At 42.9% G+C, this 25,064-nt stretch carries 22 protein-coding genes; 14 read left to right on the top strand and 8 right to left on the bottom strand.

Going from position 1 to position 25,064, the window contains the following annotated elements; translation table 11 throughout:
* Positions 1-91 precede the first annotated feature (91 nt).
* Positions 92-277 carry a DUF3545 family protein gene (locus tag VTAP4600_RS12215; protein ID WP_102523042.1) on the bottom strand — a complete coding sequence of 62 codons (186 nt, stop codon included), beginning with the start codon at positions 275-277 and terminating at the stop codon, positions 92-94.
* Positions 278-995: 718 nt separating this feature from the next.
* Between VTAP4600_RS12215 and VTAP4600_RS12210 the strand changes: the two genes are divergently transcribed.
* Positions 996-2,429 (top strand): alanine/glycine:cation symporter family protein, encoded by a 1,434-nt coding sequence (locus VTAP4600_RS12210; protein ID WP_102523041.1) that lies wholly within the window; start codon positions 996-998, stop codon positions 2,427-2,429.
* A 103-nt stretch (positions 2,430-2,532) separates the two neighbouring features.
* Positions 2,533-3,309, top strand: a complete 777-nt coding sequence (yaaA, locus tag VTAP4600_RS12205; RefSeq protein WP_102523040.1) for a peroxide stress protein YaaA — start codon at positions 2,533-2,535, stop codon at positions 3,307-3,309.
* Between the two features lie 158 nt (positions 3,310-3,467).
* On the opposite strand, the gene VTAP4600_RS12200 is transcribed toward yaaA, so the two are convergent.
* The 4 genes from VTAP4600_RS12200 to VTAP4600_RS12185 form a co-directional block, all read right to left on the bottom strand.
* Positions 3,468-4,628: a lipase family protein gene (locus VTAP4600_RS12200; RefSeq protein WP_102523039.1), complete on the bottom strand. Its 1,161-nt coding sequence runs from the start codon at positions 4,626-4,628 to the stop codon at positions 3,468-3,470.
* The gene (locus tag VTAP4600_RS12195; RefSeq protein WP_102523038.1) at positions 4,628-5,098 is read right to left on the bottom strand and encodes a DUF6795 domain-containing protein; all 471 of its coding nucleotides are present in this window, start codon (positions 5,096-5,098) and stop codon (positions 4,628-4,630) included. Before VTAP4600_RS12195 ends, VTAP4600_RS12200 begins: the two co-directional genes overlap by 1 nt.
* Before the next feature lie 313 nt (positions 5,099-5,411).
* On the bottom strand, positions 5,412-6,650 hold the full coding sequence (gene srmB, locus VTAP4600_RS12190) for an ATP-dependent RNA helicase SrmB (protein WP_102523037.1): 1,239 nt from the start codon (positions 6,648-6,650) through the stop codon (positions 5,412-5,414).
* 72 nt (positions 6,651-6,722) lie between these two features.
* Positions 6,723-7,457 carry a tRNA1(Val) (adenine(37)-N6)-methyltransferase gene (locus VTAP4600_RS12185; protein ID WP_231897915.1) on the bottom strand — a complete coding sequence of 245 codons (735 nt, stop codon included), beginning with the start codon at positions 7,455-7,457 and terminating at the stop codon, positions 6,723-6,725.
* A 289-nt stretch (positions 7,458-7,746) separates the two neighbouring features.
* On the opposite strand from VTAP4600_RS12185, the gene brnQ reads away from it, so the two are divergent.
* Entirely contained in the window at positions 7,747-9,060 is a 1,314-nt protein-coding gene (brnQ, locus tag VTAP4600_RS12180; RefSeq protein ID WP_102523036.1) for a branched-chain amino acid transport system II carrier protein, read from the top strand.
* Between the two features lie 79 nt (positions 9,061-9,139).
* Here brnQ and fldB read toward each other — a convergent pair whose 3' ends face one another.
* Entirely contained in the window at positions 9,140-9,658 is a 519-nt protein-coding gene (gene fldB / locus VTAP4600_RS12175; RefSeq protein ID WP_102523035.1) for a flavodoxin FldB, read from the bottom strand.
* A gap of 205 nt (positions 9,659-9,863) precedes the next feature.
* Here fldB and xerD point away from each other — a divergent pair, with 205 nt between their 5' ends.
* The 7 genes from xerD (at position 9,864) to VTAP4600_RS12140 (ending at position 18,578) form a co-directional block, all read left to right on the top strand.
* On the top strand, positions 9,864-10,718 hold the full coding sequence (gene xerD, locus VTAP4600_RS12170) for a site-specific tyrosine recombinase XerD (protein WP_102523977.1): 855 nt from the start codon (positions 9,864-9,866) through the stop codon (positions 10,716-10,718).
* A 62-nt stretch (positions 10,719-10,780) separates the two neighbouring features.
* Positions 10,781-11,506 carry a thioredoxin fold domain-containing protein gene (locus VTAP4600_RS12165; RefSeq protein WP_102523034.1) on the top strand — a complete coding sequence of 242 codons (726 nt, stop codon included), beginning with the start codon at positions 10,781-10,783 and terminating at the stop codon, positions 11,504-11,506.
* Between the two features lie 45 nt (positions 11,507-11,551).
* On the top strand, positions 11,552-13,291 hold the full coding sequence (gene recJ, locus VTAP4600_RS12160) for a single-stranded-DNA-specific exonuclease RecJ (protein ID WP_102523033.1): 1,740 nt from the start codon (positions 11,552-11,554) through the stop codon (positions 13,289-13,291).
* Positions 13,292-13,521: 230 nt separating this feature from the next.
* Positions 13,522-14,620 (top strand): peptide chain release factor 2 gene (gene prfB, locus VTAP4600_RS12155; RefSeq protein ID WP_102523032.1). Its coding sequence is split into 2 segments (ribosomal slippage): positions 13,522-13,596 and positions 13,598-14,620, totalling 1,098 coding nucleotides; the frame shifts between segments, so codons are not numbered across the junction.
* Between the two features lie 30 nt (positions 14,621-14,650).
* On the top strand, positions 14,651-16,183 hold the full coding sequence (gene lysS / locus VTAP4600_RS12150; RefSeq protein WP_102523031.1) for a lysine--tRNA ligase: 1,533 nt from the start codon (positions 14,651-14,653) through the stop codon (positions 16,181-16,183).
* 308 nt (positions 16,184-16,491) lie between these two features.
* Positions 16,492-17,829, top strand: coding sequence for a sigma-54-dependent transcriptional regulator (locus tag VTAP4600_RS12145; RefSeq protein ID WP_102523030.1), 1,338 nt, complete (start codon positions 16,492-16,494; stop codon positions 17,827-17,829).
* A 494-nt stretch (positions 17,830-18,323) separates the two neighbouring features.
* A complete protein-coding gene (locus tag VTAP4600_RS12140) occupies positions 18,324-18,578 on the top strand; it encodes a DUF1127 domain-containing protein (RefSeq protein WP_102523029.1) in 255 nt (84 codons plus the stop codon).
* Between the two features lie 39 nt (positions 18,579-18,617).
* Here VTAP4600_RS12140 and VTAP4600_RS12135 read toward each other — a convergent pair whose 3' ends face one another.
* Complete coding sequence (locus VTAP4600_RS12135; protein WP_172443120.1) at positions 18,618-19,652, bottom strand: NADP(H)-dependent aldo-keto reductase; 1,035 nt, start codon at positions 19,650-19,652, stop codon at positions 18,618-18,620.
* A 191-nt stretch (positions 19,653-19,843) separates the two neighbouring features.
* Between VTAP4600_RS12135 and VTAP4600_RS12130 the strand changes: the two genes are divergently transcribed.
* On the top strand, positions 19,844-20,149 hold the full coding sequence (locus VTAP4600_RS12130) for a DUF6482 family protein (protein WP_102523028.1): 306 nt from the start codon (positions 19,844-19,846) through the stop codon (positions 20,147-20,149).
* A 31-nt stretch (positions 20,150-20,180) separates the two neighbouring features.
* Here the strand turns inward: VTAP4600_RS12130 and mutH are convergent, their stop codons facing one another.
* Positions 20,181-20,852 carry a DNA mismatch repair endonuclease MutH gene (gene mutH / locus VTAP4600_RS12125; RefSeq protein WP_102523027.1) on the bottom strand — a complete coding sequence of 224 codons (672 nt, stop codon included), beginning with the start codon at positions 20,850-20,852 and terminating at the stop codon, positions 20,181-20,183.
* 623 nt (positions 20,853-21,475) lie between these two features.
* Here mutH and rppH point away from each other — a divergent pair.
* The 3 genes from rppH to VTAP4600_RS12110 are packed head-to-tail and all read left to right on the top strand — an operon-like array spanning position 21,476 to position 25,057.
* Positions 21,476-21,994: an RNA pyrophosphohydrolase gene (rppH, locus tag VTAP4600_RS12120; protein ID WP_102523026.1), complete on the top strand. Its 519-nt coding sequence runs from the start codon at positions 21,476-21,478 to the stop codon at positions 21,992-21,994.
* 4 nt (positions 21,995-21,998) lie between these two features.
* Entirely contained in the window at positions 21,999-24,248 is a 2,250-nt protein-coding gene (gene ptsP / locus VTAP4600_RS12115; protein WP_102523025.1) for a phosphoenolpyruvate--protein phosphotransferase, read from the top strand.
* A gap of 8 nt (positions 24,249-24,256) precedes the next feature.
* Positions 24,257-25,057, top strand: a complete 801-nt coding sequence (locus VTAP4600_RS12110; RefSeq protein ID WP_102523024.1) for a sulfite exporter TauE/SafE family protein — start codon at positions 24,257-24,259, stop codon at positions 25,055-25,057.
* The last annotated feature ends 7 nt before the right edge of the window (positions 25,058-25,064 follow it).

The following is a 25,064-nucleotide window of genomic DNA, read 5'->3' as shown; positions in this document are numbered from 1 at the left end:
CAGTCTCATATAGGCATAAAAATAGGCACTATTCTTAGAATAATGCCTATTTCTCATTGAAAATTGAGCAATCTGTATTAAAAGTCTGAGTTTATAAGTCTATGTCGTCAAGGTCGTAACTTTGACAAGCATCCAAGTCCATCAATTCACGTTGTAAACGTTGTCTATCTTTTATTGCTTCTATTTCTCGCCACTTACGTTTAACGGGTTTGCTTCTCGTTGAACGAGAGCTGTGGTTGTCCATTGTCATAATATCTTCGAGTTGAAAGCCATCCATATGCAACCTCTCTAGTTATTGAAACTCCACGTGAGCCTTTTAAGTATCACAATTGGCTTAAGCATATCCTTGACGTGTTTCTCATTTGCTTCTCTTTTATGAAGCTTTTATGAGAACTACTGCAGCACTCACAAATTTTTAAAGAAAAATCGACTAAATAATGAGCGGTTGAGTTTTTTTTCAATTATTTTGTCGAGCTGATAATTGTTAAATCAGGCAGAAGCGCAATTTAAGGATTGCTATTCGAACTGAAAAACGCTGCATAGTAATTTACGGGAACGGAATGAATCCTTACTGCTGTAAGGGGGAAATTGATTTTCCATTGGCACACAAAGGGTTTGAGGGGATTTGTCGTTACGAATTTATCTCGACAGTGGTTATATGAACTCTATCAATAAATCTTGGCTTTTTGTTCCTCCGTTTTTCATTTGAGCGTGTTATATCTGTTAACAAAGTAACCGTTTGCAGTGAAATATCGCATTGATATTTTATCGTTTGCATATTGATTTTTTCAACAGTTATCCGCATTATCCTCGCGGTTAACATAATCATAACTGGCGATTTTCATCTACGTCAGAATTAATGGAGACAACTTTGGTGTTTACAATAAAGAAGTAATACACCTCTTTAATTGTTATTTATCCACCTTGTCGACATGCAAACTACAGGGAGTACACTTGTTAGTGTGCTGGTGTCATAAACTCAATTCGAGGTTAGCGTGACAGATTTAATCAATTTAATGAACGATCTTCTTTGGGGATCGATTTTAGTTTATCTTTTGGTCGGTGTTGGTATCTACTTTACGGTACGACTCGGCTTCATCCAATTCAGACACTTTGGGCACATGTTCTCTGTTCTGAAAAACAGCAGAAAATCCGACAAAGCAGGCATTTCCTCTTTTCAAGCATTATGTACTTCTTTAGCTGCTCGTGTTGGTACTGGTAATATGGCTGGTGTTGCCGTTGCACTGACAGCGGGTGGCCCAGGGGCGATTTTCTGGATGTGGCTGATTGCCATGCTTGGTATGGCGACCTCGTTTGCCGAAAGTACCCTTGCTCAGCTATACAAGACTCGTGATAACGATGGCAACTACCGTGGTGGCCCAGCTTATTACATGGAAAAAGGCTTAGGGATGCGCTGGATGGGCGTTTTGTTCTCGATCTTCCTTATCATCGCTTTTGGTTTAGTGTTCAATGCAGTTCAAGCAAACTCAATTGTAGGTGCAATGCACACCGCATTTGGTTTTGAACCTCTATATGTGGGCTTAGGTTTAGTCGCGTTGTCTTCGTTCATCATTTTTGGTGGTATACGTAAGATTGCTCGTACAGCTGAACTGATCGTTCCTGTTATGGCGTTGGCGTACTTGGCTATTGCCGTGTACATCATGCTGACTAACTTAGATAAATTACCTGACGTCTTGAGCCTTATCTTCAAGAGTGCGTTTGGTATGCAAGAAGCAGCTGCAGGTGGCCTTGGTTACGCAATTGCACAAGCAATGATTAACGGCATTAAACGTGGTCTGTTCTCGAATGAAGCGGGTATGGGTTCTGCGCCAAACGCAGCGGCTTCAGCGACACCCTATCCTCCGCATCCAGCATCTCAAGGTTATGTGCAGATGCTAGGTGTGTTTGTTGATACTGTGGTTATCTGTTCTGCGACCGTTGCTATTATTTTGATGTCTGGGGAATATGTACCTCACGGTGAAATCACAGGTATTGAGCTAACACAACGTGCGATGACGAGCCAAGTGGGCGACTGGGGCGGGATTTTCGTTGCTGTAGCGATTTTCTTCTTTGCATTTACATCCATTATTGCCAACTACTCGTACGCAGAAACCAATATTATTTTCCTAGAACACAATAAAAAAGCGGGTCTGAATATCTTCCGCGTTGTTGTTATGGGCATGGTGATGTTTGGTTCAATGGCTTCTTTACCTACCGTATGGGGCTTGGCTGACGTGTCGATGGGCTTAATGGCGATTGTTAACCTGGTGGCGATTTTGTTGTTGTCTGGCATCGTGGTGAAGTTGGCAAAAGATTACAATCAGCAATTGAAAGAGGGCAAAGTCCCTACTTTTGATTCGAATGATTTCCCAGAGCTTAAATCTCAGCTTGAAGATGGCATTTGGGATAACACCAAAAAAGATCAATAGTCGACGTCAATTGAAATGATAGATAAGGCCATGTGCAGTTTATGATGACTGCACATGGCTTTTTTTATACCCTAGAGAAAATAATCAATAAAAGAGTAAAGTCATGCTAATTGTTGTATCACCGGCAAAAACCCTAGACTACGAGTCGCCATTAGCGACAGAGCAATTCACACTCCCTGAATTGGTTGATCACAGCGCAGAGTTAATGAAAGAGTGCCGCAAGCTTTCTCCTTCAGATATTGCAGGCCTGATGAAGGTGAGTGACAAAATTGCAGGCTTAAATGTTGCGCGTTTTGAACAATGGAGCCCAGACTTTACTTTTGATAATGCTCGTCAGGCAGTGTTAGCCTTTAAAGGCGACGTATACACTGGCCTTGATGCGCAAAGTTTCTCAGAACAAGATTTTAAATACGCCCAGCAGCACTTAAGAATGCTTTCGGGCTTGTATGGATTACTAAAACCTTTGGATCTTATGCAGCCATACCGCTTGGAGATGGGAACAAAGCTCTCAAATGAACGAGGAAGTAACCTTTATCAGTTCTGGGGCTCGATTATTACCAATAAGCTTAACGACGCTGTGAGTGCTCAAGGGGACCAAACATTGGTGAACTTGGCATCAAATGAATACTTCAAAGCGGTGAAACCCAAATTACTCGATGCTACGGTGATTACTCCAGTGTTTAAAGATTGCAAAAACGGTCAATATAAAGTGATCAGCTTTTTTGCTAAAAAAGCGCGTGGCATGATGGCGAGATACATTATTCAAAATCAAATTGATTCGGTAGAGAAACTAAAACAATTTGATGTGGCCGGTTACTACTTTGTCGAAGCGGAATCGACAGCGACCAACTTGGTCTTTAAGCGCGAAGAGCAGAGCTAAAAGCGAAGTACTAAAAGCTAAGTTCTAAGTACGAAGTTTAAGAAAATATAAAAAAAGCGCCCTGACTTCGTCAGAGCGCTTTTTAGTACCTAGCTTTTAGTACTTTTTCTTAGGTCAAATTCGACTTGCTTTACGGTGAACTGACCAAAAGAAGCGGCTTAATCCAATGACGAAATCGCACTATGCGCAGCTAAATAGAGCTTTTTCAGCGTGACATCAAATACCCACTTAATATATTTGGCCGTCAATTTTGTAATTTTTGTCACTGTTCTACCCGCAAAGGCGAGCATATGACCTAACAACCCCATTGTTTGCTCGGCTAGTTTTGTCGACGCAGCCGCCATCTTTTCAACACATTGCGCGAGCTTGTCATAGAACGTTAACCCACTTGATAGGGCAGCCTGTACGGTCATTGCATTGAAATAGCCCGCATCCTTGAGCAAAGTTGTTAATGCTGCGCTCAACTTATCGGACCAATATCCAGTAAAGGTCGCTTGATTGCGATGCTCAAATTTCAACCGAACTGGGGTGTTCAGAAAGTGATTTGAGCGAATATTCAGTGTGCCCCAATCTTCTGCGTTTGCTGTATTTACATATCCAGGACTAGCCCTTGGCCCCATTCCGTGGGTGTTCTTATTAATCCCTGAACTATTATCCAAACGGTATTCATGACCACAGTATGGGGCGTGCTGAAATGGCCACAATGGGATCATTGGTACAGGGTCGGCACCATGGGTGCATCTGTATATTTTGTCATTTGCCTGATCTGACTTACGTGTATAGCTTTCATGTCCTATACGAGGCGCACCAAATGTATATAGATTGACTCGTATTGAAAACTCATCTTTCAACCAATCGGCAAAAAGCGACGCTAGCGCTCCACCAAGACTATGACCGACGCAGTGAATTCGCTTAGGTATTCTTGATTGAGACAACAGAAACTGTTTGATCTTGGGCCTTAAGGTATGAAAAGTATTAATAAAACCAGCGTGGCCCAAGGCGCCATTAGGAGTACCTTTTAGGCCAATATTTAAGTTAGTTACCCAATCATTAACCCGCTTAGTACCTCTTACCGATATAACCAATTCATCTTTATATTTACCTTTCCCAAGCCCTATAATGGCAAATCCCTCGGCACGGGCACCAAAGCCTAAAAAACCCAGTATTCCCCCGGTTTTTCCCTCAAAGCCTCTTTTTTCTCTGTTAAAAGCAAAATGGTGTTTAACAGATGAATGTACAATCAATGGCTTATCATTCACTATTAGCTGATACGGCATATTTGCTATTTTGGAAGCTACTTTTGGTGATAATACTGCCATTAATCCTCATCCTCATTAATTACCTTTCCTACATACCCTTTTAAACTACATATTCCATATACATTATATGGAACACTATTTTCTTTTTCATTGGGAAAGTCGTATTGGTACCTTGCGGAATCTAAGTCACATTCTAGGCTTGCCAGATTTTCGATAATAAACTGGTCTAGCACAAGTGCATCGACATAAGATGCCCACATATATTTTTCTCTGCCGTCGGAAGTCACAAAGAGTTCTATACCAATGACGTTATTATTAAGTTCTGATGGTTTAAGCCAGCGATGTATTATAATCTCATCAAAGTGAAATCGCCCTTTTTTGTCGGTTGTCGCTTTATGTAAAAAATAACTATCTCCATATTCGACATGTAAATTCAACTCTAGGCCGGGGAAAGGCTCTCCTGCCTTGTTAATCACTCCATTTATTTTTGGGCATATTTTATAGGAATAAGGTTTTAGGAAATTCAACATTTTACTATGGCTACCAAATGACAAAAATAGTATTAATATACAAAAACAGTATATGAGACGTCTCATGCTTTTAGACTCTTGCTTTGACTAGCAGGATTCTACTTTTGAGACAGTTTCAAACAAGAGCGATACCGATGAATTTCGCGTCATATCAGAGAGTAATGAAACTGAGTTATTTATAGATATACATTTGTAGCGACTGAAGACCTAAGTTAAAGAAAAAAAAAGCGCCCTGACGATGTCAGGGCGCTTTTTAATGAACTTAGCTCTTAGTACCTAGCTTTTAGTACTTAGCTTTTAGCACTTAAAGCACTTATTTCTTCTTCTTTTTAACGGTCTTTTTCTTTGAATTTTCTTTCGCTTTCTTCTTAGCGTTTTTCTTCGTCTTATTCTTAAACACAGGCTTCTTGTGAGTTGGGCGCATGCCTTCTACGAAACGCTCTTTGATCTCTTCTTTGATGTAACGCTCGACGCGAGACAGCATTGGGTGATCGTGCATTTCTACTAGAGAAAGTGCGTTACCTTTTTTACCAGCACGCGCAGTACGGCCAATACGGTGAACGTACACGTCGGCACTGCGAGGCATGTCGTAGTTAATTACATGGCTTACGTCAGGTAAATCGATACCACGCGCGGCTACGTCTGTTGCGAGTAATATGTTGATTTCACCGTCACGGAAACGACGAATTGCATTGTTACGACGCTCTTGAGGCATTTCGCCTTGAATCCAAGCACACGGGATCTGTGCACTTTCAAGTTGTGCACGAAGCTCAGCCAGACGGTCGCGTGTTTTAACAAACACGATACTGCGATCAGCTTGATTTGACAGAATTTCTTTAAGCAGTGCCAATTTATGCTCAGCCGTATCACAGCGATGGTACCACTGTGTAATGGGCTTACGCTCGCGGCGTGGTGGCTCTGCAGCGACTTCTGCTGGGTTGTTAAGCAGATCTGCCGTAAAACCGGCGACACCGCGGCCTTCCAATGTTGCTGAGAACAACATTGATTGTTTACGCCAGCGACATTCTGCAGACAAGCGATCAACGACAGGACCAAAGCCCATATCTAGCATACGGTCAGCTTCGTCTAGGATTAACCATTCAATGGCTCTGCAATCAAAGCGCTCAGATTCAATGTACTCCATCAAGCGACCAGGTGTTGCCACTACGATATCTTGAGTCTTAGAAAGAATGTCAGCGTGATCTTGGTACATCACACCACCGGTGATGGTAATAACATTTAAGTTAGTGTGTTTTGCCATTAATCGAGCATGATCCGCTACTTGCATCGCTAGTTCACGAGTAGGCGTAAGGATCAGCATACGTGCAGGACCAGCTTTCTTGCGTGGGAAATCAAGTAAGTATTGCAGCGCAGGGATGATGAATGCAGCGGTTTTACCCGTTCCCGTTGGCGCAGAAGCAAGGATGTCTTTACCTTCTAGAGCTTGCGGGATCGCTTGCGCTTGAATATCGGTAGGGCGCTCGTAGCCCATCTCGTCGATAGCGGCAAGGATGTTTGAATCGAGGTCGAGTTCAGCAAAGGTTCTGATCACAGTTGTTCTCCACAAGCGAGAAGTAAAAAATTATTTGGGCGCGAATTATAGAGGTAATAATGGTTTGGATCACTACATCTTTAAGTAAAAGTCATGAGTTAAGGAAATAAAGTCATCACTGTATTGCTCTTTAGTATGGATAACTAATTCATTTATAAGTGTTTCTGATGGTTTTTTGCTCAATTCAAATAAAAGTCGAGATACAGGTTTTCGTGTGCTTGTTTTGACTTCACAGTATCGAGTTAAGCTCCAACCTTGAGAAGTGGCTAACTGAATGAATTGGTCGCCTTCCATTTTGGGTAAAATGAAACTGGCACGGCCTTCAACGCTAAGCAAGCCCCAAGCTTTAAGTAATAATTTGTCATGGGGCAGGGTATCAGTGTGCCTAGCGGCGGCTCGTTGTTGTAGGCGAGCCTGTTCACCATGATTAAAATAAGGAGGGTTACAGATAATATGATCGAACGTTACCTCGGGCTGCCAAGTTAAAATGTTCTGATGCTTTAGGCACAAGCGCTCCTGCCACGGGCTATGGGAAAAATTATGCGTCGCTGCTTCATAGGCATGGTCATCTAGCTCGATTGCGGTGATTTTAGCTTGTTGATTTCGTTGAGCGCACATGAGCGAGAGTAGCCCCGTTCCTGTTCCTATATCTAAGATATTTTCCGACTTTTCAATCGTGCTCCATGCGCCAAGTAAAATGCCGTCGGTACTGACTGGCATGCCGCTCATACCACCATAAATGGAAAACTGCTTAAAATTGAAATCTTTTGTGATTGCAGTTTTTTTATCGCTATTTCGTTTATCCATAAGTTTCAAATGTTACTCATTTATTGGTGAATGTTACTGTTGTGACTCTTTCTGTTGGATTATTTGTCTGAAAATGATTGATCGTGTAAATCATTTTCATGGCAAATAACACTGCTTTTTTCTCTATAACTAGTGAATGTATCTGCCTTAGTATTGATCTTGTGAATTATTATTGTGTTTTTTGTCATTTGCTTGTTTGTTTTGCTCTAATTCGTCATTATCTTCCGCCTTTATTCTAGACGATAGTTTCAGAATAATTACAAACACAAGATTATTATAAGGGTTATCAGTGAATCAGAAATTAAAAACAACTGATGTTATCGCATTGGGCTTTATGCTCTTTGCTTTCTTTTTGGGGGCAGGAAACATCATATTTCCCCCACTTGCAGGCCAGTTAGCCGGTGATCATGTATTGCCAGCGATGATCGGGTTTCTTATTACTGCGGTTGGGTTGCCTTTGCTCACCATTATTGCCATTGCAATCTCTGGTGGCACGTGGGAGCACCTTACTCAGCATTTGCCAAAAAAAGCCGCTATGTTAATAGCTGTACTGATTTTTATCATCATTGGCCCTGCATTTGCCGCTCCTCGTACCGGTTTGGTTGCGTACGAAATGGCAATAAAACCGTTTATTCTGGATGCGAGTCAACTTCATTTAACCCTCTTTTCCATCCTATTCTTTGCGGTTGCCATGTTCTTTGCTTGGTCTCAAGGAAAGCTTATCGACACGATCGGAAAACTGTTAACTCCGGCACTATTTGTTGCTCTTATTGTGTTAGCTGTTTCCGTGTTCTTGTTCCCACAAGGTGACATCATGGTGGCTCAAGGTGATTATATCACTCAGCCGCTAACGACGGGTTTCCTTGAAGGCTACAACACGATGGATACCTTTGGTGCATTGATGTTCGGCATGTTGATTGTTGATGCTATACGAAATAAAGGGATCACAGATCAAGCATCTACAACGAAATACTTAGTGGCTGCGGCCGTCATTGCGGCGGCGGGACTGGCATTTGTTTATGTGTCTCTGTTTTATTTGGGCGCGACGAGCACTGCCGTTGCTGCAGGATCAGATAATGGTGGTGTTGTACTGAGTTTATACGTGCAATCCTTGTTTGGTGGTTCTGGGCAAATCGTTTTGTCGTTGATCGTATTACTGGCTTGCTTAACTACCGCGATTGGTCTTATTTCTGCGTGTTCAGACTACTTTAGTAGCCTAACTAAAATTGGTTACAAAGCTTGGGTTGTGATCATTGGTGTGGCATGCGCTGTTGTGGCGAACGTTGGTTTGTCGCAGCTTATTTCTTTGTCTGTTCCGGTATTGTTTGCACTTTATCCGATTGCAATTGCGTTGGTGATGCTGGCTTTCCTACGGAATTATTTGCCAAACCCTGCTGTTGCTTACCGAGTGGTTGTTTTAGTGTCGTTCCTATTTTCGCTACTTGATGCGGCTAAAGTTTCAGGTGTTAATGTCAGTGCATTTAATATGTTACCGTTATTTGAGATCGGTATGGGGTGGTTACTCCCAACACTGGCTGCGACCGTTTCGATGTTCTTTATTGGGGCTCCAGTTAAAGAGTTAGCAAGCGACACAGCTCAATAATACGATTCATTGAGTTCGAAAAATGATAGTAATAAAAAAGGTTGGTGTGAAAGCACCAACCTTTTTTTTGTATCCAGTATTACAAACTGTCGTGATATTCCGTTAGGATTTGTTCACACCACAGTTCGATGCGTTCATCACTAAGTTCATACTGTGAATCTTCATCAATCGCCAATCCGACAAAGTGATTTTCATCTTGTGTTAGCGCTTTCGATGCATCAAATTCATAGCCTGTCGTTGGCCAATAGCCAATGAATTTCACCCCAGTGTTTTCAAGTTCTTTGTGTAAAAGTCCCATCGCGTCGAGGAACCATTCTCCATAGCCTTCTTGATCACCTAAGCCAAATAGAGCAACGTGCTTATTCTCAATCGCAATTCCGTCGATTTGCTGCCAAGCTGCACTCCAGTCTTCTTGAATTTCTCCGAAGTCCCAAGTTGAAATACCCAGTATCAGAAGATCGTATTCATTCATTTTGCTAAGGGGCGTTTCTTTGACATTGAAGATATCGACTAAGTCCTCACCAATGAAAGCACGAATTTTTTCTGCTGCCATTTCGGTGTAGCAAGTCGTTGAGCCGTAAAAAAGTCCAATTTTCATGTTCGCGTCAGGTTTATAGAGAAGATGACAAATTCTACCCAACTTTTAGACAAAATTGCATGGTTTATAGCGGCAATAATGATTTTTATAGCATTATCACTACCCCTCACATACTCTGTAGCGAGTATTTACTATTAGTGAAGGGCATAGCGTGTCGAACTCTAATCAAGCCGATCAAGCTTGGATTGAACAATTCCTAGATGCAATGTGGATGGAACGTGGTTTGTCAGATAATACGTTGGCTTCCTACCGAAATGATCTCTCAAAATTGCACCAATGGATGGAAGAGCGTAACTACCGATTGAGTTTTATCAGTACTTCTGGGCTTCAAGACTATCAAATGTGGTTAACTGATCAGGATTATAAGCAAACCTCTCGTGCTCGAATGTTATCTGCGATTCGTCGGTTGTTTCAGTATCTGCATAGAGAAAAAGCGCGTGCTGATGACCCCAGCGCATTACTGGTTAGCCCTAAGCTGCCACAACGATTACCAAAAGACTTATCAGAAGATCAGGTTGGCGCTTTGCTTGATGCGCCAGATACCAACAATCCTCTGGAATTACGAGACAAAGCAATGCTTGAATTGCTCTACGCAACCGGGCTGCGTGTGACAGAGTTGGTGAGCTTGACCATGGAAAATGTCAGCCTGCGTCAAGGCGTAGTGAGAGTCATGGGTAAAGGGGGCAAAGAGCGCTTGGTGCCAATGGGAGAAAATGCTGTTGATTGGATTGAAACTTTTTTACAGCAGGGTCGTCCAACATTATTAGGAGAAAACTCTTCTGATGTTGTTTTTCCAAGTCGAAGAGCTAGGCAAATGACTCGTCAAACATTTTGGCATCGGATCAAGCATTATGCGGTCATTGCTCAGATAGACACAGACACACTTTCACCGCATGTGTTACGTCACGCTTTTGCAACACACTTGCTTAATTACGGGGCAGATCTTAGAGTCGTACAAATGCTGCTTGGGCATAGTGACTTATCGACCACGCAAATTTATACTCATGTAGCAACAGAAAGACTGAAACAGATCCATCAACAGCACCACCCGCGTGCTTAGTATTCGCTACTATTGTTTGTTATTTAGTTACTCGTTATTAATTGTTAAAAGGTGAACCTATCATGCGTTTTTTACGCCAACTCGGATTAATCGGCTCTACATTTTTACTTTCTTTTTCTGCTTTAGCTGATGGCGCCGATGTAAGTTCAATTACGGATCGTTTCGCCAAACTCGGCATCGTTGTCGAAGACGTAGCGCCAAGTGAAGTGGATAGTTTGTTTGAAGTGAACACCAATCAAGGTCTGTTCTTTGCGACCGCTAAAGGCGATTATTTTCTCCAAGGGAAACTGTATTCTTTAGACGAAAAAGGTCAATTTAGTGATGTTGTCGCCAAGCGTTATGCTGAAAAAATCAAAGATTACGCAGACAGTTGGATTGAGTACAAAGCTGAAAATGAAAAACACGTGGTCACGGTATTTACCGACATTGATTGCGGTTACTGCTTAAAACTACACCGTCAAATGGCGCAGTATAATGAAGCGGGCATTACCGTTCGCTATATGGCCTATCCTCGTGCGGGTGTTGCTAGCGATGTTGGTCTGCAAATGGCAAATATTTGGTGTTCAGCGGATCCAAAAGCGGCAATGGACGAAGTGAAACTCAAGCGTACATTGAGCAACAAACCTGAAAATGCTCAAACGTGCATTGAAACCATTGCACAGCAGCACGATCTTGGTGCTAAGTTAGGTGTACGCGGAACACCTGCGATTGTGGTTGATGGTGGCAATATTGTCGGTGGTTATTTATCGCCACAAGATCTGCTTGAACGCCTAGAAATGCTTAATTAATTTTGGAATACAGGGTTTGGTCGATCGCTAAGCCCTTGGTTAAATATAATGAAAATTGAACGCCGCCCCGAACCCGATCTATCTCTTCTTCCTGACACTATTCCTAAGTTATTGCGCCAAATCTACATTGCTAGAGGGGTCACCTCTGAAAAGCAATTAGAACGAGGCTCGAAAGGCTTACATTCTTACCGCCAGCTGGATGGTATTTCTATTGCTGTTAATTACTTGTTTGAAGCAATAAAGCAGCAACAACGGATCATCATCGTGGGTGATTTTGATGCCGACGGTGCGACCAGCTCTGCGTTGTCTGTGATGGCATTGCGAATGTTAGGTAGCCAAAATGTGGATTATCTGGTGCCAAACCGCTTTGAAGATGGTTATGGGTTAAGCCCTGAAGTTGTGGATCAAGCCATCGCACTTGGTGCTCAGTTAATTATGACGGTTGATAACGGCGTCTCATCCATTGATGGTGTGCGCTATGCCAAAGAGAAAGGGCTGACAGTCGTCGTCACTGACCACCATCTTCCGGGGCAGTCTCTGCCCATTGCTGACGCCATGGTTAACCCAAACTTAGCAAGCTGTAATTTTCCTTCTAAGGCGTTGGCCGGTGTCGGTGTTGCTTTCTATTTGATGATGGCTCTGTGTGTTGAGATGCGCCGCGTTAATTGGTTTGTTGATAAGAATATGGCAGAACCTAAGCTCATGGAGCTTATCGACTTGGTTGCATTAGGAACCGTGGCCGATGTGGTGCCATTGGATGAGAATAATCGAATTTTAGTGCACCAAGGTTTACAGCGTATTCGGGCTGGCAAAGCGCGCCCTGGAATTCAGGCCTTAATTGAAGTCGCGAAACGAGATGCTCACCGCCTAATTGCCTCTGACTTTGGTTTTGCTTTAGGCCCACGAATAAATGCTGCTGGTCGTCTTGACGATATGTCTTTTGGGGTTGAGCTCTTGATGAGTAACAACATCCACGCTGCTCGTCGTATGGCAAGTGAATTGGACTCCCTTAATCAAACTCGTAAAGAAATTGAAGAAGGCATGAAGCAAGAAGCAATGGCATTTTGTGAGCGCTTACAGTTTGGCGAAGGAAATGAACTGCCCTATGGTTTGGCCCTGTTTCAAAGCGATTGGCATCAAGGTGTCATTGGTATTCTAGCATCGAGAATCAAAGAGAAGTTTCACCGTCCTGTAGTGGCTTTTGCCGATGGTGGTGAAGGATTAATAAAAGGATCTTGCCGTTCAATTCCGGGATTGCACATGCGAGATGCCCTAGACAGCATTGATACACAGAACCCAGGTTTGATCGCTAAATTTGGTGGTCACGCAATGGCGGCGGGGCTGACCATCAAAGAGGTAGACTTTGACCGATTCAGCGCGTTGTTTGATGAGGTGGTTCGCAAAGAGTTAGCTGATAGTTCATTACAGGGCATATTACTTTCTGATGGTGAGCTACTACCAGAAAGCTTTAATATGTCGACGGCGGAAGAACTCAGAGCCGGCGGCCCATGGGGGCAAGGTTTTCCTGAGCCGTTGTTTGATGGGGAATTTAAAGTTCTGCATCAAAAACTAGTGGGTGAGAAGCACCTTAAATTGATGTTAGAACCTTTACATAAAGGCATGAGCAGCCAAGCGATGATCGATGGTATTGCATTTAATGTTGATCTACGTCGTTGGCCTGATACTTCGGTAAAAACGGTGCGTTTGGCCTACAAATTGGACATCAACGAGTTTCGGGGCAACCAAACCTTGCAGTTGATGATCGATCATATTGAAGCTAAATAGCCCATCACTCAATAGACCAACAAAAGTGAAAGTGAGAATCATAAGTACATGTTATGGTTTGGTTTTTGTTGGTCTTACTCGTAATATCGTGTTGTAGCTTCCCGTGAGCCTTAATCTTAAAGGCAAACGGGGTCTTTTCTATTGCCGTTCAAATGAATTTTTCCTGTATCTTCATCACATTTTTGAGTAGAATTATTCGGTTATTTTCTACTCATAAATGATGAGACTACATGTTCGAAATCAATCCTATTAAAAACCGCCTGCAGGATGTGTCTGAACGCACAAATATCCTGAGGGGGTACCTTTGACTATGACGCTAAAAAAGAGCGTCTAGAAGAAGTCAATGCAGAGCTAGAGCAATCCGATGTGTGGAACGAACCTGCGCGCGCACAAGCGCTTGGTAAAGAGCGTTCGTCACTTGAAGCGATTGTTGAAACCATCGATCAACTAGACCTAGGCGTAGAAGATGTCGAAGGTCTGCTTGAGCTTGCTGTTGAAGAACAAGATCAAGAAACATTTGATGAAGTTGAGCCGGAACTTGCTGAGTTAGAAGGCAAGCTAGAAAAGCTTGAGTTTCGTCGTATGTTTTCTGGTGATCATGATGCATCAGATTGCTACATCGATCTTCAATCAGGTTCTGGTGGTACTGAAGCACAAGATTGGACTTCAATGTTACTGCGCATGTTTTTGCGTTGGGCTGAAGCCAAAGGTTTCAAAACGGAAGTAATCGAAGTATCGGGTGGCGAAGTTGCTGGCCTTAAAGGCGCAACAGTGCGTATCTCTGGTGAATACGCATACGGTTGGCTACGTACCGAAACCGGTGTTCACCGTTTGGTTCGTAAGTCTCCATTTGATTCAAGTGGCCGTCGCCATACTTCATTTGCCTCTGCATTTATCTATCCAGAGATTGATGACAATATCGATATTGAAGTAAATCCATCCGACTTACGTATCGACGTGTACCGTGCGTCAGGTGCGGGTGGTCAGCACGTAAACACCACCGAATCTGCGGTACGTATTACACACGTACCCACGAATACGGTAGTGCAGTGCCAAAATGATCGTTCTCAACACAAGAACAAAGATCAAGCGATGAAGCAGTTACGAGCTAAGCTGTTTGAGCTAGAGCTGCATAAGCAAAATGCTGAGAAGCAAGCGAATGAAGACGCTAAGTCTGACATTGGCTGGGGCAGTCAAATCCGTTCATACGTATTGGATGACTCCCGTATCAAAGATTTACGCACTGGCGTTGAAAACCGCAATACTCAAGCGGTTCTTGACGGTGATTTAGACAAATTTATCGAAGCTAGCCTGAAATCAGGTTTGTAAGCTTTTAGCGACTTAACGGGTACATCTAAAATGACTGATGCTGTTCAAAACGAAAATCAACAAGAAGCTTCTTCACCTGAAGAGAACAAACTGATCGCTGAGCGTCGTAGCAAGCTAGATCACATTCGCCAGAACTGTAAATCAAACGGTCACCCTAACGACTTCCGTCGTGAAAACCTAGCGGGTGATCTACAAGCGCAATTCGGTGAAAAGAGCAAAGAAGAATTAGAAGAATTGAACCACATTGTTGCGATCGCCGGTCGTATCATGGCAAAGCGTGGTCCTTTCCTTGCGATTCAAGAAACGTCTGGTCGTATTCAAGCATACGCTGCGAAAGATGTTCAAAAAGTATTGAAAGAGAAATACCAAGGTCTTGATATCGGTGACATCATCGGTGTTAAAGGCGCTCTGCACAAATCAGGTAAAGGCGATCTTTACGTGAACATGGAAGAGTTTGAATTGCTAACTAAAGCACTTCGTCCACTTCCAGAGAAGTTCCACGGCCTAACTGACCAAGAAATGCGTTACCGTCAGCGTTACGTTGACCTTATTGTGAACGAAGATTCACGTAATGCATTCATCGTTCGTTCTAAACTGGTTTCTTCTATCCGTAACTTCATGAGTGCGAAAGGCTACCTAGAAGTTGAAACACCAATGATGCACGTTATCCCTGGTGGCGCAACAGCGCGTCCTTTCATTACTCACCACAACGCGTTAGATATCGATATGTACCTACGTGTAGCACCGGAGCTTTACTTGAAGCGTTTGGTTGTGGGTGGTTTTGATCGTGTATTTGAAATCAACCGTAATTTCCGTAACGAAGGCTTGTCTCCTCGTCACAACCCAGAATTCACTATGATGGAATTCTACCAAGCGTACGCAGATTACAAAGATCTAATGGATCTAACAGAAGAAATGCTAAGTACGGCCGCAATGGACGTTCTTGGTGCAACGTCGATGCCTTACGGTGACGAAACAGTAGAATTTGGTGGTACGTACGCTCGAATGAGCATGTTTGAAGCGATCAAGCAGTACAACCCTGAGCACGCACAGATTCAAGCGCTAACAGAAGCCGATCTGCAAGATCGTGAACTGATGGTGTCTATTGCTAAATCAGTACACGTTGATGTAGAAACGTTCTGGACATGTGGTCAGCTTCTTGAAGAAATCTTTGGTGAAACGGCTGAACCTCAGTTAATTCAACCAACGTTCATCACAGGTTACCCAGCAGACATTTCGCCATTGGCTCGTCGTAGCGATAACAATCCATTCTTCACCGACCGTTTTGAATTCTTCATCGGTGGTCGTGAAGTGGCAAATGGCTTCTCTGAGCTAAATGATGCACAAGATCAAGACGAGCGTTTTAAAGCGCAAGTGAATGCGAAAGATGCAGGTGATGACGAAGCAATGTATTACGATGCTGATTACATTACTGCACTAGAGCACGGTTTACCGCCAACAGCGGGGCAAGGTATCGGTATTGATAGATTGGCAATGCTGTTCACTAATACGCACACGATTCGTGACGTAATTTTGTTCCCGGCGATGCGTCCTCAGCAATAATGACTTAAAATTATAGATAAGAAGCCACCTTTAAAGGTGGCTTTTTTTTATCTCAAACTTTAGTTTATTTATCTAGGACTGTGAGTGATCTCTAGAAAACGAGGCTTATGAATCACGTTTAGTTATGAGAACCTTTGTGAGTATAATTATTGTATAGGCACATGCGGCGTATTGTTGGCTGAGAGTCTATAATTAGTCTTAATATTGAGAAATTAACCATTTTGTTGATTAGTTTTTTAAATTGAGCTCAAGATATCGCTACGATAGCGTTGATGTACAGCAGAGCATATTAAGTTAAGGATGTATTAATGGGTACTCAGTTCCGAATGGATTCTGTACCAGGTTCACTTGTTGTTGTCGGCGGCACATACGAACCTTGGCTTGCAGTATTAGAGCAGGTAGGTTGGCGTTGCCAACGGTGCGATGATTTAAGAGAAGCTCACACACTGTTTAACGATATTGGTCCGTGTATCGGAATTGTTGATTTAAGCCAAGATGAATTCAGTTTAAACGGGTTAGCAAACCTAGTCAGTAGTCATAAGCAAGTTCGTTGGATTGCCTTTATTCGAGAGTCTCAGCTCAGCTCTGATACGATTTGCCAATTTATCGTTAATTTCTGTATCGACTTTTTTACCGCTCCTATTCCAGATGCGCAATTGCACAGTGCGATAGGGCATCAGCTTGGTATGTTAAAGCTTGAAAGAAAAGTGTGGCCTTATTATGGGCAGAATGACGATATGGGGTTACTTGGTGAGTCAATGGCAATCAAGCGCTTGAGAGATCAAGTTAAGAGAATTGGCCCTACCGATGTCAGCATTCTTATTTTTGGAGAATCGGGCTCAGGAAAAGAAAGTGTTGCGAGGGCGATCCACTCCACGTCATCACGTGCGAAAAAGCCATTTGTAAACGTAAATTGCGGCGCCACTTCTGAACTTCGAATGGAGCAAGAAGTATTCGGCATCGGTGGCTTTGTGGACGGTAAAGATACGTCAATACTGGAGCAAGCTGACGGTGGAACATTGCTGTTTAGTGATATTCTTAACATGCCTAATTCCCAGCAACAGCATTTGCTGTTTTATCTACAAGAAGGAAAAGTAGAAACGAAGTCTGGCATTAAGTCTGTTGACGTACGAATTCTCGTCGCGAACCATTCTGATATGGAGAAAGCGCTGCTTGAAAGCAGTTTTAATGAAGAGCTTTACCATAGATTGAATGTGTTGCGGATCAATGTTCCGAGCTTAAAAGATCGTTCAGGTGATATTGCTTATTTATCTAACTATTATTTGATGATTTATTCGCAAGAATATAACGCACAAGCGCGCAGTTTTTCAGAGTCGGCGCTCAAAGCACTGACTCAACATTACTGGCCAGGAAACTTACGTGAACTAAGTAATCAAATTAAACGGGTTGTCTTGATGTCGGATAGCGTCATCATTGAGGAGTCCCAACTTGATCTACCAAAGCGCACTGATAACCGCCGAAGCTTGAAAGCCATTAGAGAGCGTTCAGAACGAGATGCGTTAATCACTGTGCTTGAATCTCATCAAGGGCATGTGACTCCAGCGGCAAAAGAGCTTGGGGTCTCCCGCGCAACAATGTATCGACTACTGAATAAACATAGTTTGATATCTGAACAATTAAATTAGTCTAAATGTTAGATAAGTGATTGTCATATAACATGTAATACAGTTACAAAGCACTGGTGACCTCCAGTGCCTTGTAACGTTATCGTCTATGATATAACTACTTTGCAATGAAATATTCTGCATTCACTTCAGAAGATTACGGAGAGTCAGAATAATAAAATAAATTCATTCAAGTGGTGAATGAGTTGTTGAATAAATAACTCAATAGGTTAAGATTTAACCGTAACTTCAAGTTACGACTCTACTCAAATTTTTGGATTAATTGTTAGGAGGTACACATGTTTAATTTCATTTCTATACAACATGATTGTGCCGATTTTAATTTCATTAAAACCGCAGGTATGACCTGCAGTGCGCATTGCGCCATGGAATTGAAATACTAGTTAATCCGTAACCCTTGGGCTGCGGAAGAAGCAGCCTAACAGGGTAAATCTCATTGCAGATCCTTCCTATAGTCAGATGCTTTTTCCAGTCGCCCTCTCTGGAGAAATATTATGCGTCATTCAATTTATATTCGTTTAGCTACACTACTTTTAACTGCTGATCTTAAACGTGAAGAGCGTGAATGGAAAAGCCGAGTTCGCCGGGTTCGTAGCCATATTCCGTGGGAAAACGCACACTTACTACGTGATATTGGCCTAGATGGTGAAGGTCGCCCTGTCGGCACATTATCTGAGCCGCCAGCCGTTACTGCAGAGCGCCGTGTTCGTCACTTACGTCGACTTGTTCGGACTCGAATTACAACGTAATCGAAGGGGCAGCCACAATATACTGCCCCACAGACTTAATTAAGGGCAAGGGTTGGAGTAAGTGGTTCCAACCTTTTGCAAGTCAGACATTAGCTCGTCTGACAAACGGACATCCAGGCTATCAATATTGGCTTTTAGTTGTTCAAGATTGGTCGCTCCAATGATATTAGAGGCCACAAAGGGTTGTTGATTCACAAAGGCTAATGCCATTTTCGACGGGTCTACTCCATGTTTATTTGCCACGTCGACATAGGCTTGAGTTGCGGCGATACCTTGTGGTGTAAAGTATCGAGAAAAGCGTTCAAATAACGTACATCGAGCATTTTTGGGTTTGGCATTATTCAAATACTTACCAGATAAACAACCAAACGCCAGTGGAGAGTAGGCGAGCAACTGAGTCCCTTCAAAGTGGGCGATTTCCGATAGACCTACCTCAAAACTACGATTCAGTAAATTGTAAGGGTTTTGGATACTGACGATGCGAGGAAGCTCGTGTTTTTCTGCTAATCGAAGCAGGCTCATAACCCCCCATGGTGTTTCATTGGAAACACCTATGTAACGCACCTTTCCTTGCTTGATGATATCAGCCAGTGCCTCTAAGGTTTCTATTAGCGTTACTTCTTGTTGTTCGTCAGGGTAAGGATAATTGAGTTGACCAAAACAGTTGGTTTGTCTTTGAGGCCAATGTAATTGATAAAGATCGATGTAGTCGGTATTCAGCCTATTTAGGCTGTCATCAACGGCTTGATGGATATTACGCCAGTCATGCGCCATATTTTTACGAATATAGGGAAGGGTTCTGGGGCCGGCGACCTTGGTTGAAAGGACAACCTTATCCCGTTTCCCCGATTTTTCTAGCCATTTTCCAATGTAACTCTCTGTCAGACCTTGGGTTTGTTCTGTTGGTGGTACAGGGTACATTTCTGCGGTATCAATAAAATTAATCCCTCGCTCTACTGCATAATCTAGCTGGGAAAATGCGTCTTTTTGGCTGTTTTGCGCACCAAAAGTCATGGTGCCTAAACAGAGGGGGCTGATTTCTAACGTTGAATGAGGGAGCTTCCTTAGTTGCATAACATTTCCTTGTTTTCTTTTAATATATCCTCCTTTTTTCATTATTGGTCAATATTTGTTTTGTCGATCTCCCTAATTAAGGATCTCCGTCTATGCTTATTTACAACACTATCAATTTAGGCGCGCCATTCAGTGTAGGCTGTTGGTGTCGCGTTTTTGTTATATAGCGGTACTAAGGAGAGGGGACGATTATGAACCGGGAGCAACTAGACCATTGGCTGCATGCTAAGCATATCGACCATACTGCAGAGCCGAAAATATATGTGATCAGTTGTGCTAATTTAACGAGTTATTTATTAGCAGTGGAATACAAGCATCACTTAGAGCCCATTCGATTGAAAGATGAGCCAGTACACTACAAATCGCTAGATCAAGTAAAAGAAGAGTTGCATCGTTTAGGTGTTCATAATGCGTATTTGAGGTTACACAACGTCTATGACGAATGTGGTAGTCCTGAAATGGCGCCTTATCATGATATTAAGCTAGCGATTCATTAAGTTGGTTGATCTTGCGAGCATTAGGTTCTGTTTATTCCGAAAAAAAGTGATTTTGTAGAATTTGATGAGTGAACTGTGTCCGTAGATAAAAGCCACGCGGCAGAGTCATTATCGGCTTGCCATTACTTCCATAGGCTTCCGTCAATGCTTGACTGTTAGCGGCTTTTGGCCTGAGTTGCATCACCTCACCGTGTTTGGCGGTAATTTGTTCGACTTGCCCGAGTACGATCATTTCCATCAACTCTTCCCAGTCTTGGCGTAATTGATTTTCTTCTGCTTCGGTTGGGCTCCACATGATAGGGGTGCCAACGCGACGATCTTTTAGTGGGATCTCTCGTTCCCCTTCGACAGGGATCCACAGCACTTTGGCTAATTTATGACGAACATGGCTTTCCTGCCAGTTTAAGCCATGAACACCAATAAGTGGCGCAACAGAAACAAAAGTGGTTTCAAGTGGCTTACCTTCGTGGCTTATTGGGATGCTTTTTAGTTCAATACCGAGTTCAACGAAATCAGGTTGTGGCTTGCTGCCTGCGCTGGCTCCCAGGTGCCACTCGAGTAACTGCCCAACCCAGCCTTTGTCTTTTTTAAGGTTTTCAGGAACGTCAATATTTGCTTCCTTAGCTAATTCATAAAAGCTATAACCTGATATTGATAATGCTCGTTCAAATAGTTCAGATTCAGTGGTTGGAGTGGTCTTCATAAGCGTCTCTATCTCGATCTCAGTGATGATGTTATCACAGGGTGAGGAGTTCGGTGATAGTGAAGCTAAACTGATCAGCATGTACAGAAAACGATCTTTTACCATGTTATCCACAGGAGAGCGTCAGTAAATTAAAAAAAAGACATTACTGGATCGATAATCAGGGGTTTTCGGGCGTTCAACTCATTGATATCGTAAGTTTAGCGTAACAATTAGACAGTGAGTGTGGATAATCCTATTATTGGTGGATCTTTGTTCGATCTGTTTTTTCGTTTTTTTGATTAGATCTAATCTTGTGTTGTTTCTTTGATTTTAATCGGTCAACTTACTGATAATTAGGTGTTATGTAAAAATCACTCACCTTTTTTTTCTTACTGAATATAGTTGCGATATACTTAGCTTTTGAGTTTTTCTCCTTTTCTTCACACAGTTACGCACAGAAAAGGTGAATAAATGTGGCTCATGTCTCACTTCTTTGTTGATAACTATTCGGTTGCTTAAAACTTATCCAATACAGTGATTCTGGTCTAGAAAAAAATGCTTTCTGCGACATGGAAGTTTGCCCCAGTTGGGGATATGTGGAAAAATCGTAGGTAACAGAGATTTATATTAGAGGTTAGCCAGTGATCGATGGCGATGGTTACCGCTTAAATGTGGGAATTGTAATTTGTAACAACCATGGTCAGGTATTCTGGGCGAAGCGATACGGGCAACATTCGTGGCAATTTCCTCAAGGGGGAATTGATGAAGGTGAAACACCTGAAGAAGCGATGTTTCGTGAATTATACGAAGAAGTCGGTTTAACCAAGCAGGATGTTAAAGTAGTGGCAACAAGCCGTCATTGGTTGCGCTATAAACTCCCTAAAAGGTTAGTTCGATGGGATTCAAAGCCAGTTTGTATCGGACAAAAACAGAAATGGTTTCTACTGCGGATGGATTGTGACGAGTCTCAAATTAACATGCAGCGTGGTAGTACCCCTGAATTTGATGGTTGGCGCTGGGTAAGTTATTGGTACCCTGTTCGTCAGGTCGTCTCTTTTAAACGAGATGTTTATCGTCGCGCAATGAAAGAGTTCGCGACTTTTGCTATGCCTTTTAGAGAACGAAAGGTAAAAGGTAAGCGTAAAAACCGTAGAGGATAAATCAATGCTCACTCAGCTAAGGGAAATAGTTGAACAAGTTTCTCGCGTTGAAAACATTCATCAAGCGTTGGATGTTTTAGTACAAGAAACCTGTTTGGCTATGCAAACTGAGTGTTGCACGGTTTATTTTGCCAATGATGAATTGCAACGTTTGGAGCTTATGGCCACCAAAGGTTTGCATTTCGAAGGTGACCAAGTCTCCCTTGGTTATCACGAAGGGCTTGTGGGCTTGGTTCGGCGCTCTGCTGAACCTCTCAATTTAGCTGAAGTTACCTCTCATCCAAATTTTAAATATGTCCCCGAGCTTGGTGAGGGGATATATAGCTCGTTTCTCGGCGCCCCCATCATTTATCGCAAACAAGTGTTGGGTGTGTTGGTCATTCAACAGAAAACCCCGCGTTTGTTTAGTGAAATAGAAGAGTCCTTTCTTGTTACTTTATCGGCACAGCTAGCTGTAATTATTGCTCATGCACAAGCTCAGGGTCATTGGTTAATTAATGATGCGAGCAGCCAAGTATTATCCGGTATTGCTGCCTCACCAGGAGTCGCAATAGGAGAGTTCTGGTGGGATGATACACAGCCAAAATTGTCGGATGTCTACCCTGCGAGCACGCTGAATATCGAGTTAGAGCAAGAATGGTTGTCTTTGGCGGTAGAAAGCGCAGTAGGGGAGTTTCGTCGTTTAAGGAAAAAATTCGATAACGACATCAACAAAGACGCTTTGGCTATCTTTGACCTATTCACACACCTGTTAAATGATCCTATGCTTCGCAAAGATCTGAAGCTTCAGATCCAAAAAGGTGACCGTGCAGATTGGGCGTTACGACAAGTGGTGGAACGTTATTCCAATCGTTTTGCACAGATGTCAGACGTCTATTTAAGAGAACGAGCACAAGATGTGCGAGAGCTTGGTCAGCGTTTGTTGTACTTTTTGCATTGCAATGAATTTGGCGAGCAAACTGTCGATCGTAGTGTCATTTTAGTTGTAACGGAGCTCACCGCTTCTATATTGGCCAGTATGCCGAGAGACAAATTGCTCGCTGTGGTTTCTATGGAAGGAGCCGCTAATTCTCATGCTGCTATTTTATCAAGAGCGCTAGGGATCCCGGCAGTCATGGGAGCGAATCTTAACCCTAAGATGCTTTCGGGAAAAATGGGCATCGTAGATGGCTACAGCGGTGATATTTTTGTTGATCCTTCAGAACAGGTGCTCAATGAATACGAAGAACTGCAAAACGAAGAGCATGAGCTATCAGATTTAGTCGAAAGTGAGTTAGCTCAACCAGCACGGACGCTCGATGGTTGTGATATTGACGTATTATTGAACGCTGGTTTGAGCGCAGATAGTCAAATTGCGATCAACCAGGGGGTGAATGGGGTTGGGTTATATCGAACGGAAATTTCTTTTCTGCTCAAACAACGTTTTCCTTCAGAAGAAGAGCAAGTGACTCAATATCGAAGTGTACTTCAGAGCTACCCTGAAAAATCAGTAGTGATGCGTACGCTTGATGTTGGTGGAGACAAACCGTTGCCGTACTTGCCAATTGAAGAAGACAACCCGTTTTTGGGTTGGCGAGGCATCCGTTTTACGCTGGATCACCCTGATATATTTTTAATGCAACTACGAGCAATGATGAAAGCCAGTGCTGGGCTGGAAAATCTGAGTATACTGCTGCCTATGGTATCAGGTAGCCAAGAACTCGATGAGGCATTGGAACTGATTCAACACGCTTATGATGAAATCAAATTGAGTCAGCCAACGTTGGTGAAACCAAAGGTTGGTGTGATGCTTGAAGTACCATCCATGTTGTTTCTATTGCCACTGATAGCAAGTCGCATTGACTTTGTTTCAGTTGGGACGAATGACTTAACTCAATATTTATTAGCGGTCGACAGGAACAATGCCCGGGTATCTGATGTCTATGAATCGATGCATCCAGCTGTCGTGCAGGCATTGGCAATGATTGATTCAACCTGCAAGCAATATGGATTGCCTGTTTCTATTTGTGGTGAATTAGCGGGTGACCCTGTGGGGGCGTTATTGGCCGTTGGTTTAGGCTATCGTTCGTTAAGCATGAATACGTCCAATGTGGCTCGAGTGAAGTACATACTGAGACAGGTTAATCTATCTGAGTTGGAAGCCTTAGCCGATTCAGCATTAAAACAGGCGTACGGTCATACTATTTATAGCCAAATGTTGGCTTATCTAGAAAGTAAAGAACTCGCTGGTTTTGTTCGAGCGGGCAAGAAGTAGAGGCTCCATTGAACATAGAATTACTGTTACAGTTTTTGGCGCTGGGCTCCTTTGTTGGCGTTATGGCGGGTTTACTCGGTATTGGTGGGGGGCTTATTGTTGTACCTGCTTTAGTTTCTTGGTTATTGCCGCAAGCGGGCGTTGATGACAACATTGTCATGCATGTCGCACTTGGCACATCATTAGCAACAATTATTCTTACCTCAGGATCTTCTGCCTTTAATCACCTTAAACTGGGCAACGTGGACTTGTTCGTTGTGAAATGGCTATTGCCCGGAGTGGTCATTGGTGGTGCGGCAGGGTCATTCATTGCAGAGGCGATACCGTCTCAGTACCTTATAAAAGTATTTGGCGTTATTGTGCTCTTACTTGCACTACAAATGCTCATTTCTATCAAAGCGACAAAAGTCTATCCGATGCCTAGCCAACCAGTAACTTTGCTCTCAGGAAGTACGATTGGTGTTCTATCCAGTCTAGCGGGTATCGGTGGGGGGTCGTTAACTGTTCCATTTTTAAGTCGTCATGGCGTTGAAATGCGTAAGGCTATTGGTAGCTCGTCGGTTTGTGGTTGTGTAATAGCCATTGCCGGTATGGGCGGCTTTATTCTTAACGGCGCACAGGCAGAGGGATTACCTGAATATAGCTTAGGGTATGTGTACTTGCCCGCTTTATTTGGTATCGTAGCCACATCAATGCTCACCACACGTTTAGGTGCCAAGCTTGCATCACGTTTGCCTACCGCAGTGCTTAAAAAGATTTTTGCTCTTTTCCTGCTGTTTATTGCGTGTCGCATGCTATTGCCACTGTAACTAATAA

Source organism: Vibrio tapetis subsp. tapetis (genome assembly GCF_900233005.1).
GTDB classification, from domain to species: domain Bacteria; phylum Pseudomonadota; class Gammaproteobacteria; order Enterobacterales; family Vibrionaceae; genus Vibrio; species Vibrio tapetis.
Note: the sequence above shows the minus strand (reverse complement) of the source record. Positions and strands in the feature narration are given on the sequence as shown.

Coding starts and splice junctions, on each gene's coding strand:
- VTAP4600_RS12130 (WP_102523028.1), top strand. CDS start 19,844: ATGAACCGGGAGCAACTAGACCATTGGCTGCATGCTAAGCATATCGAC.
- mutH (WP_102523027.1), bottom strand. CDS start 20,852: ATGAAGACCACTCCAACCACTGAATCTGAACTATTTGAACGAGCATTA.
- VTAP4600_RS12165 (WP_102523034.1), top strand. CDS start 10,781: ATGCGTTTTTTACGCCAACTCGGATTAATCGGCTCTACATTTTTACTT.
- VTAP4600_RS12140 (WP_102523029.1), top strand. CDS start 18,324: ATGCGTCATTCAATTTATATTCGTTTAGCTACACTACTTTTAACTGCT.
- VTAP4600_RS12215 (WP_102523042.1), bottom strand. CDS start 277: ATGGATGGCTTTCAACTCGAAGATATTATGACAATGGACAACCACAGC.
- ptsP (WP_102523025.1), top strand. CDS start 21,999: ATGCTCACTCAGCTAAGGGAAATAGTTGAACAAGTTTCTCGCGTTGAA.
- VTAP4600_RS12185 (WP_231897915.1), bottom strand. CDS start 7,457: ATGGATAAACGAAATAGCGATAAAAAAACTGCAATCACAAAAGATTTC.
- fldB (WP_102523035.1), bottom strand. CDS start 9,658: ATGAAAATTGGACTTTTTTACGGCTCAACGACTTGCTACACCGAAATG.
- VTAP4600_RS12135 (WP_172443120.1), bottom strand. CDS start 19,652: ATGCAACTAAGGAAGCTCCCTCATTCAACGTTAGAAATCAGCCCCCTC.
- yaaA (WP_102523040.1), top strand. CDS start 2,533: ATGCTAATTGTTGTATCACCGGCAAAAACCCTAGACTACGAGTCGCCA.
- lysS (WP_102523031.1), top strand. CDS start 14,651: ATGACTGATGCTGTTCAAAACGAAAATCAACAAGAAGCTTCTTCACCT.
- VTAP4600_RS12200 (WP_102523039.1), bottom strand. CDS start 4,628: ATGGCAGTATTATCACCAAAAGTAGCTTCCAAAATAGCAAATATGCCG.
- VTAP4600_RS12195 (WP_102523038.1), bottom strand. CDS start 5,098: ATGTTGAATTTCCTAAAACCTTATTCCTATAAAATATGCCCAAAAATA.
- VTAP4600_RS12145 (WP_102523030.1), top strand. CDS start 16,492: ATGGGTACTCAGTTCCGAATGGATTCTGTACCAGGTTCACTTGTTGTT.
- xerD (WP_102523977.1), top strand. CDS start 9,864: ATGTGGATGGAACGTGGTTTGTCAGATAATACGTTGGCTTCCTACCGA.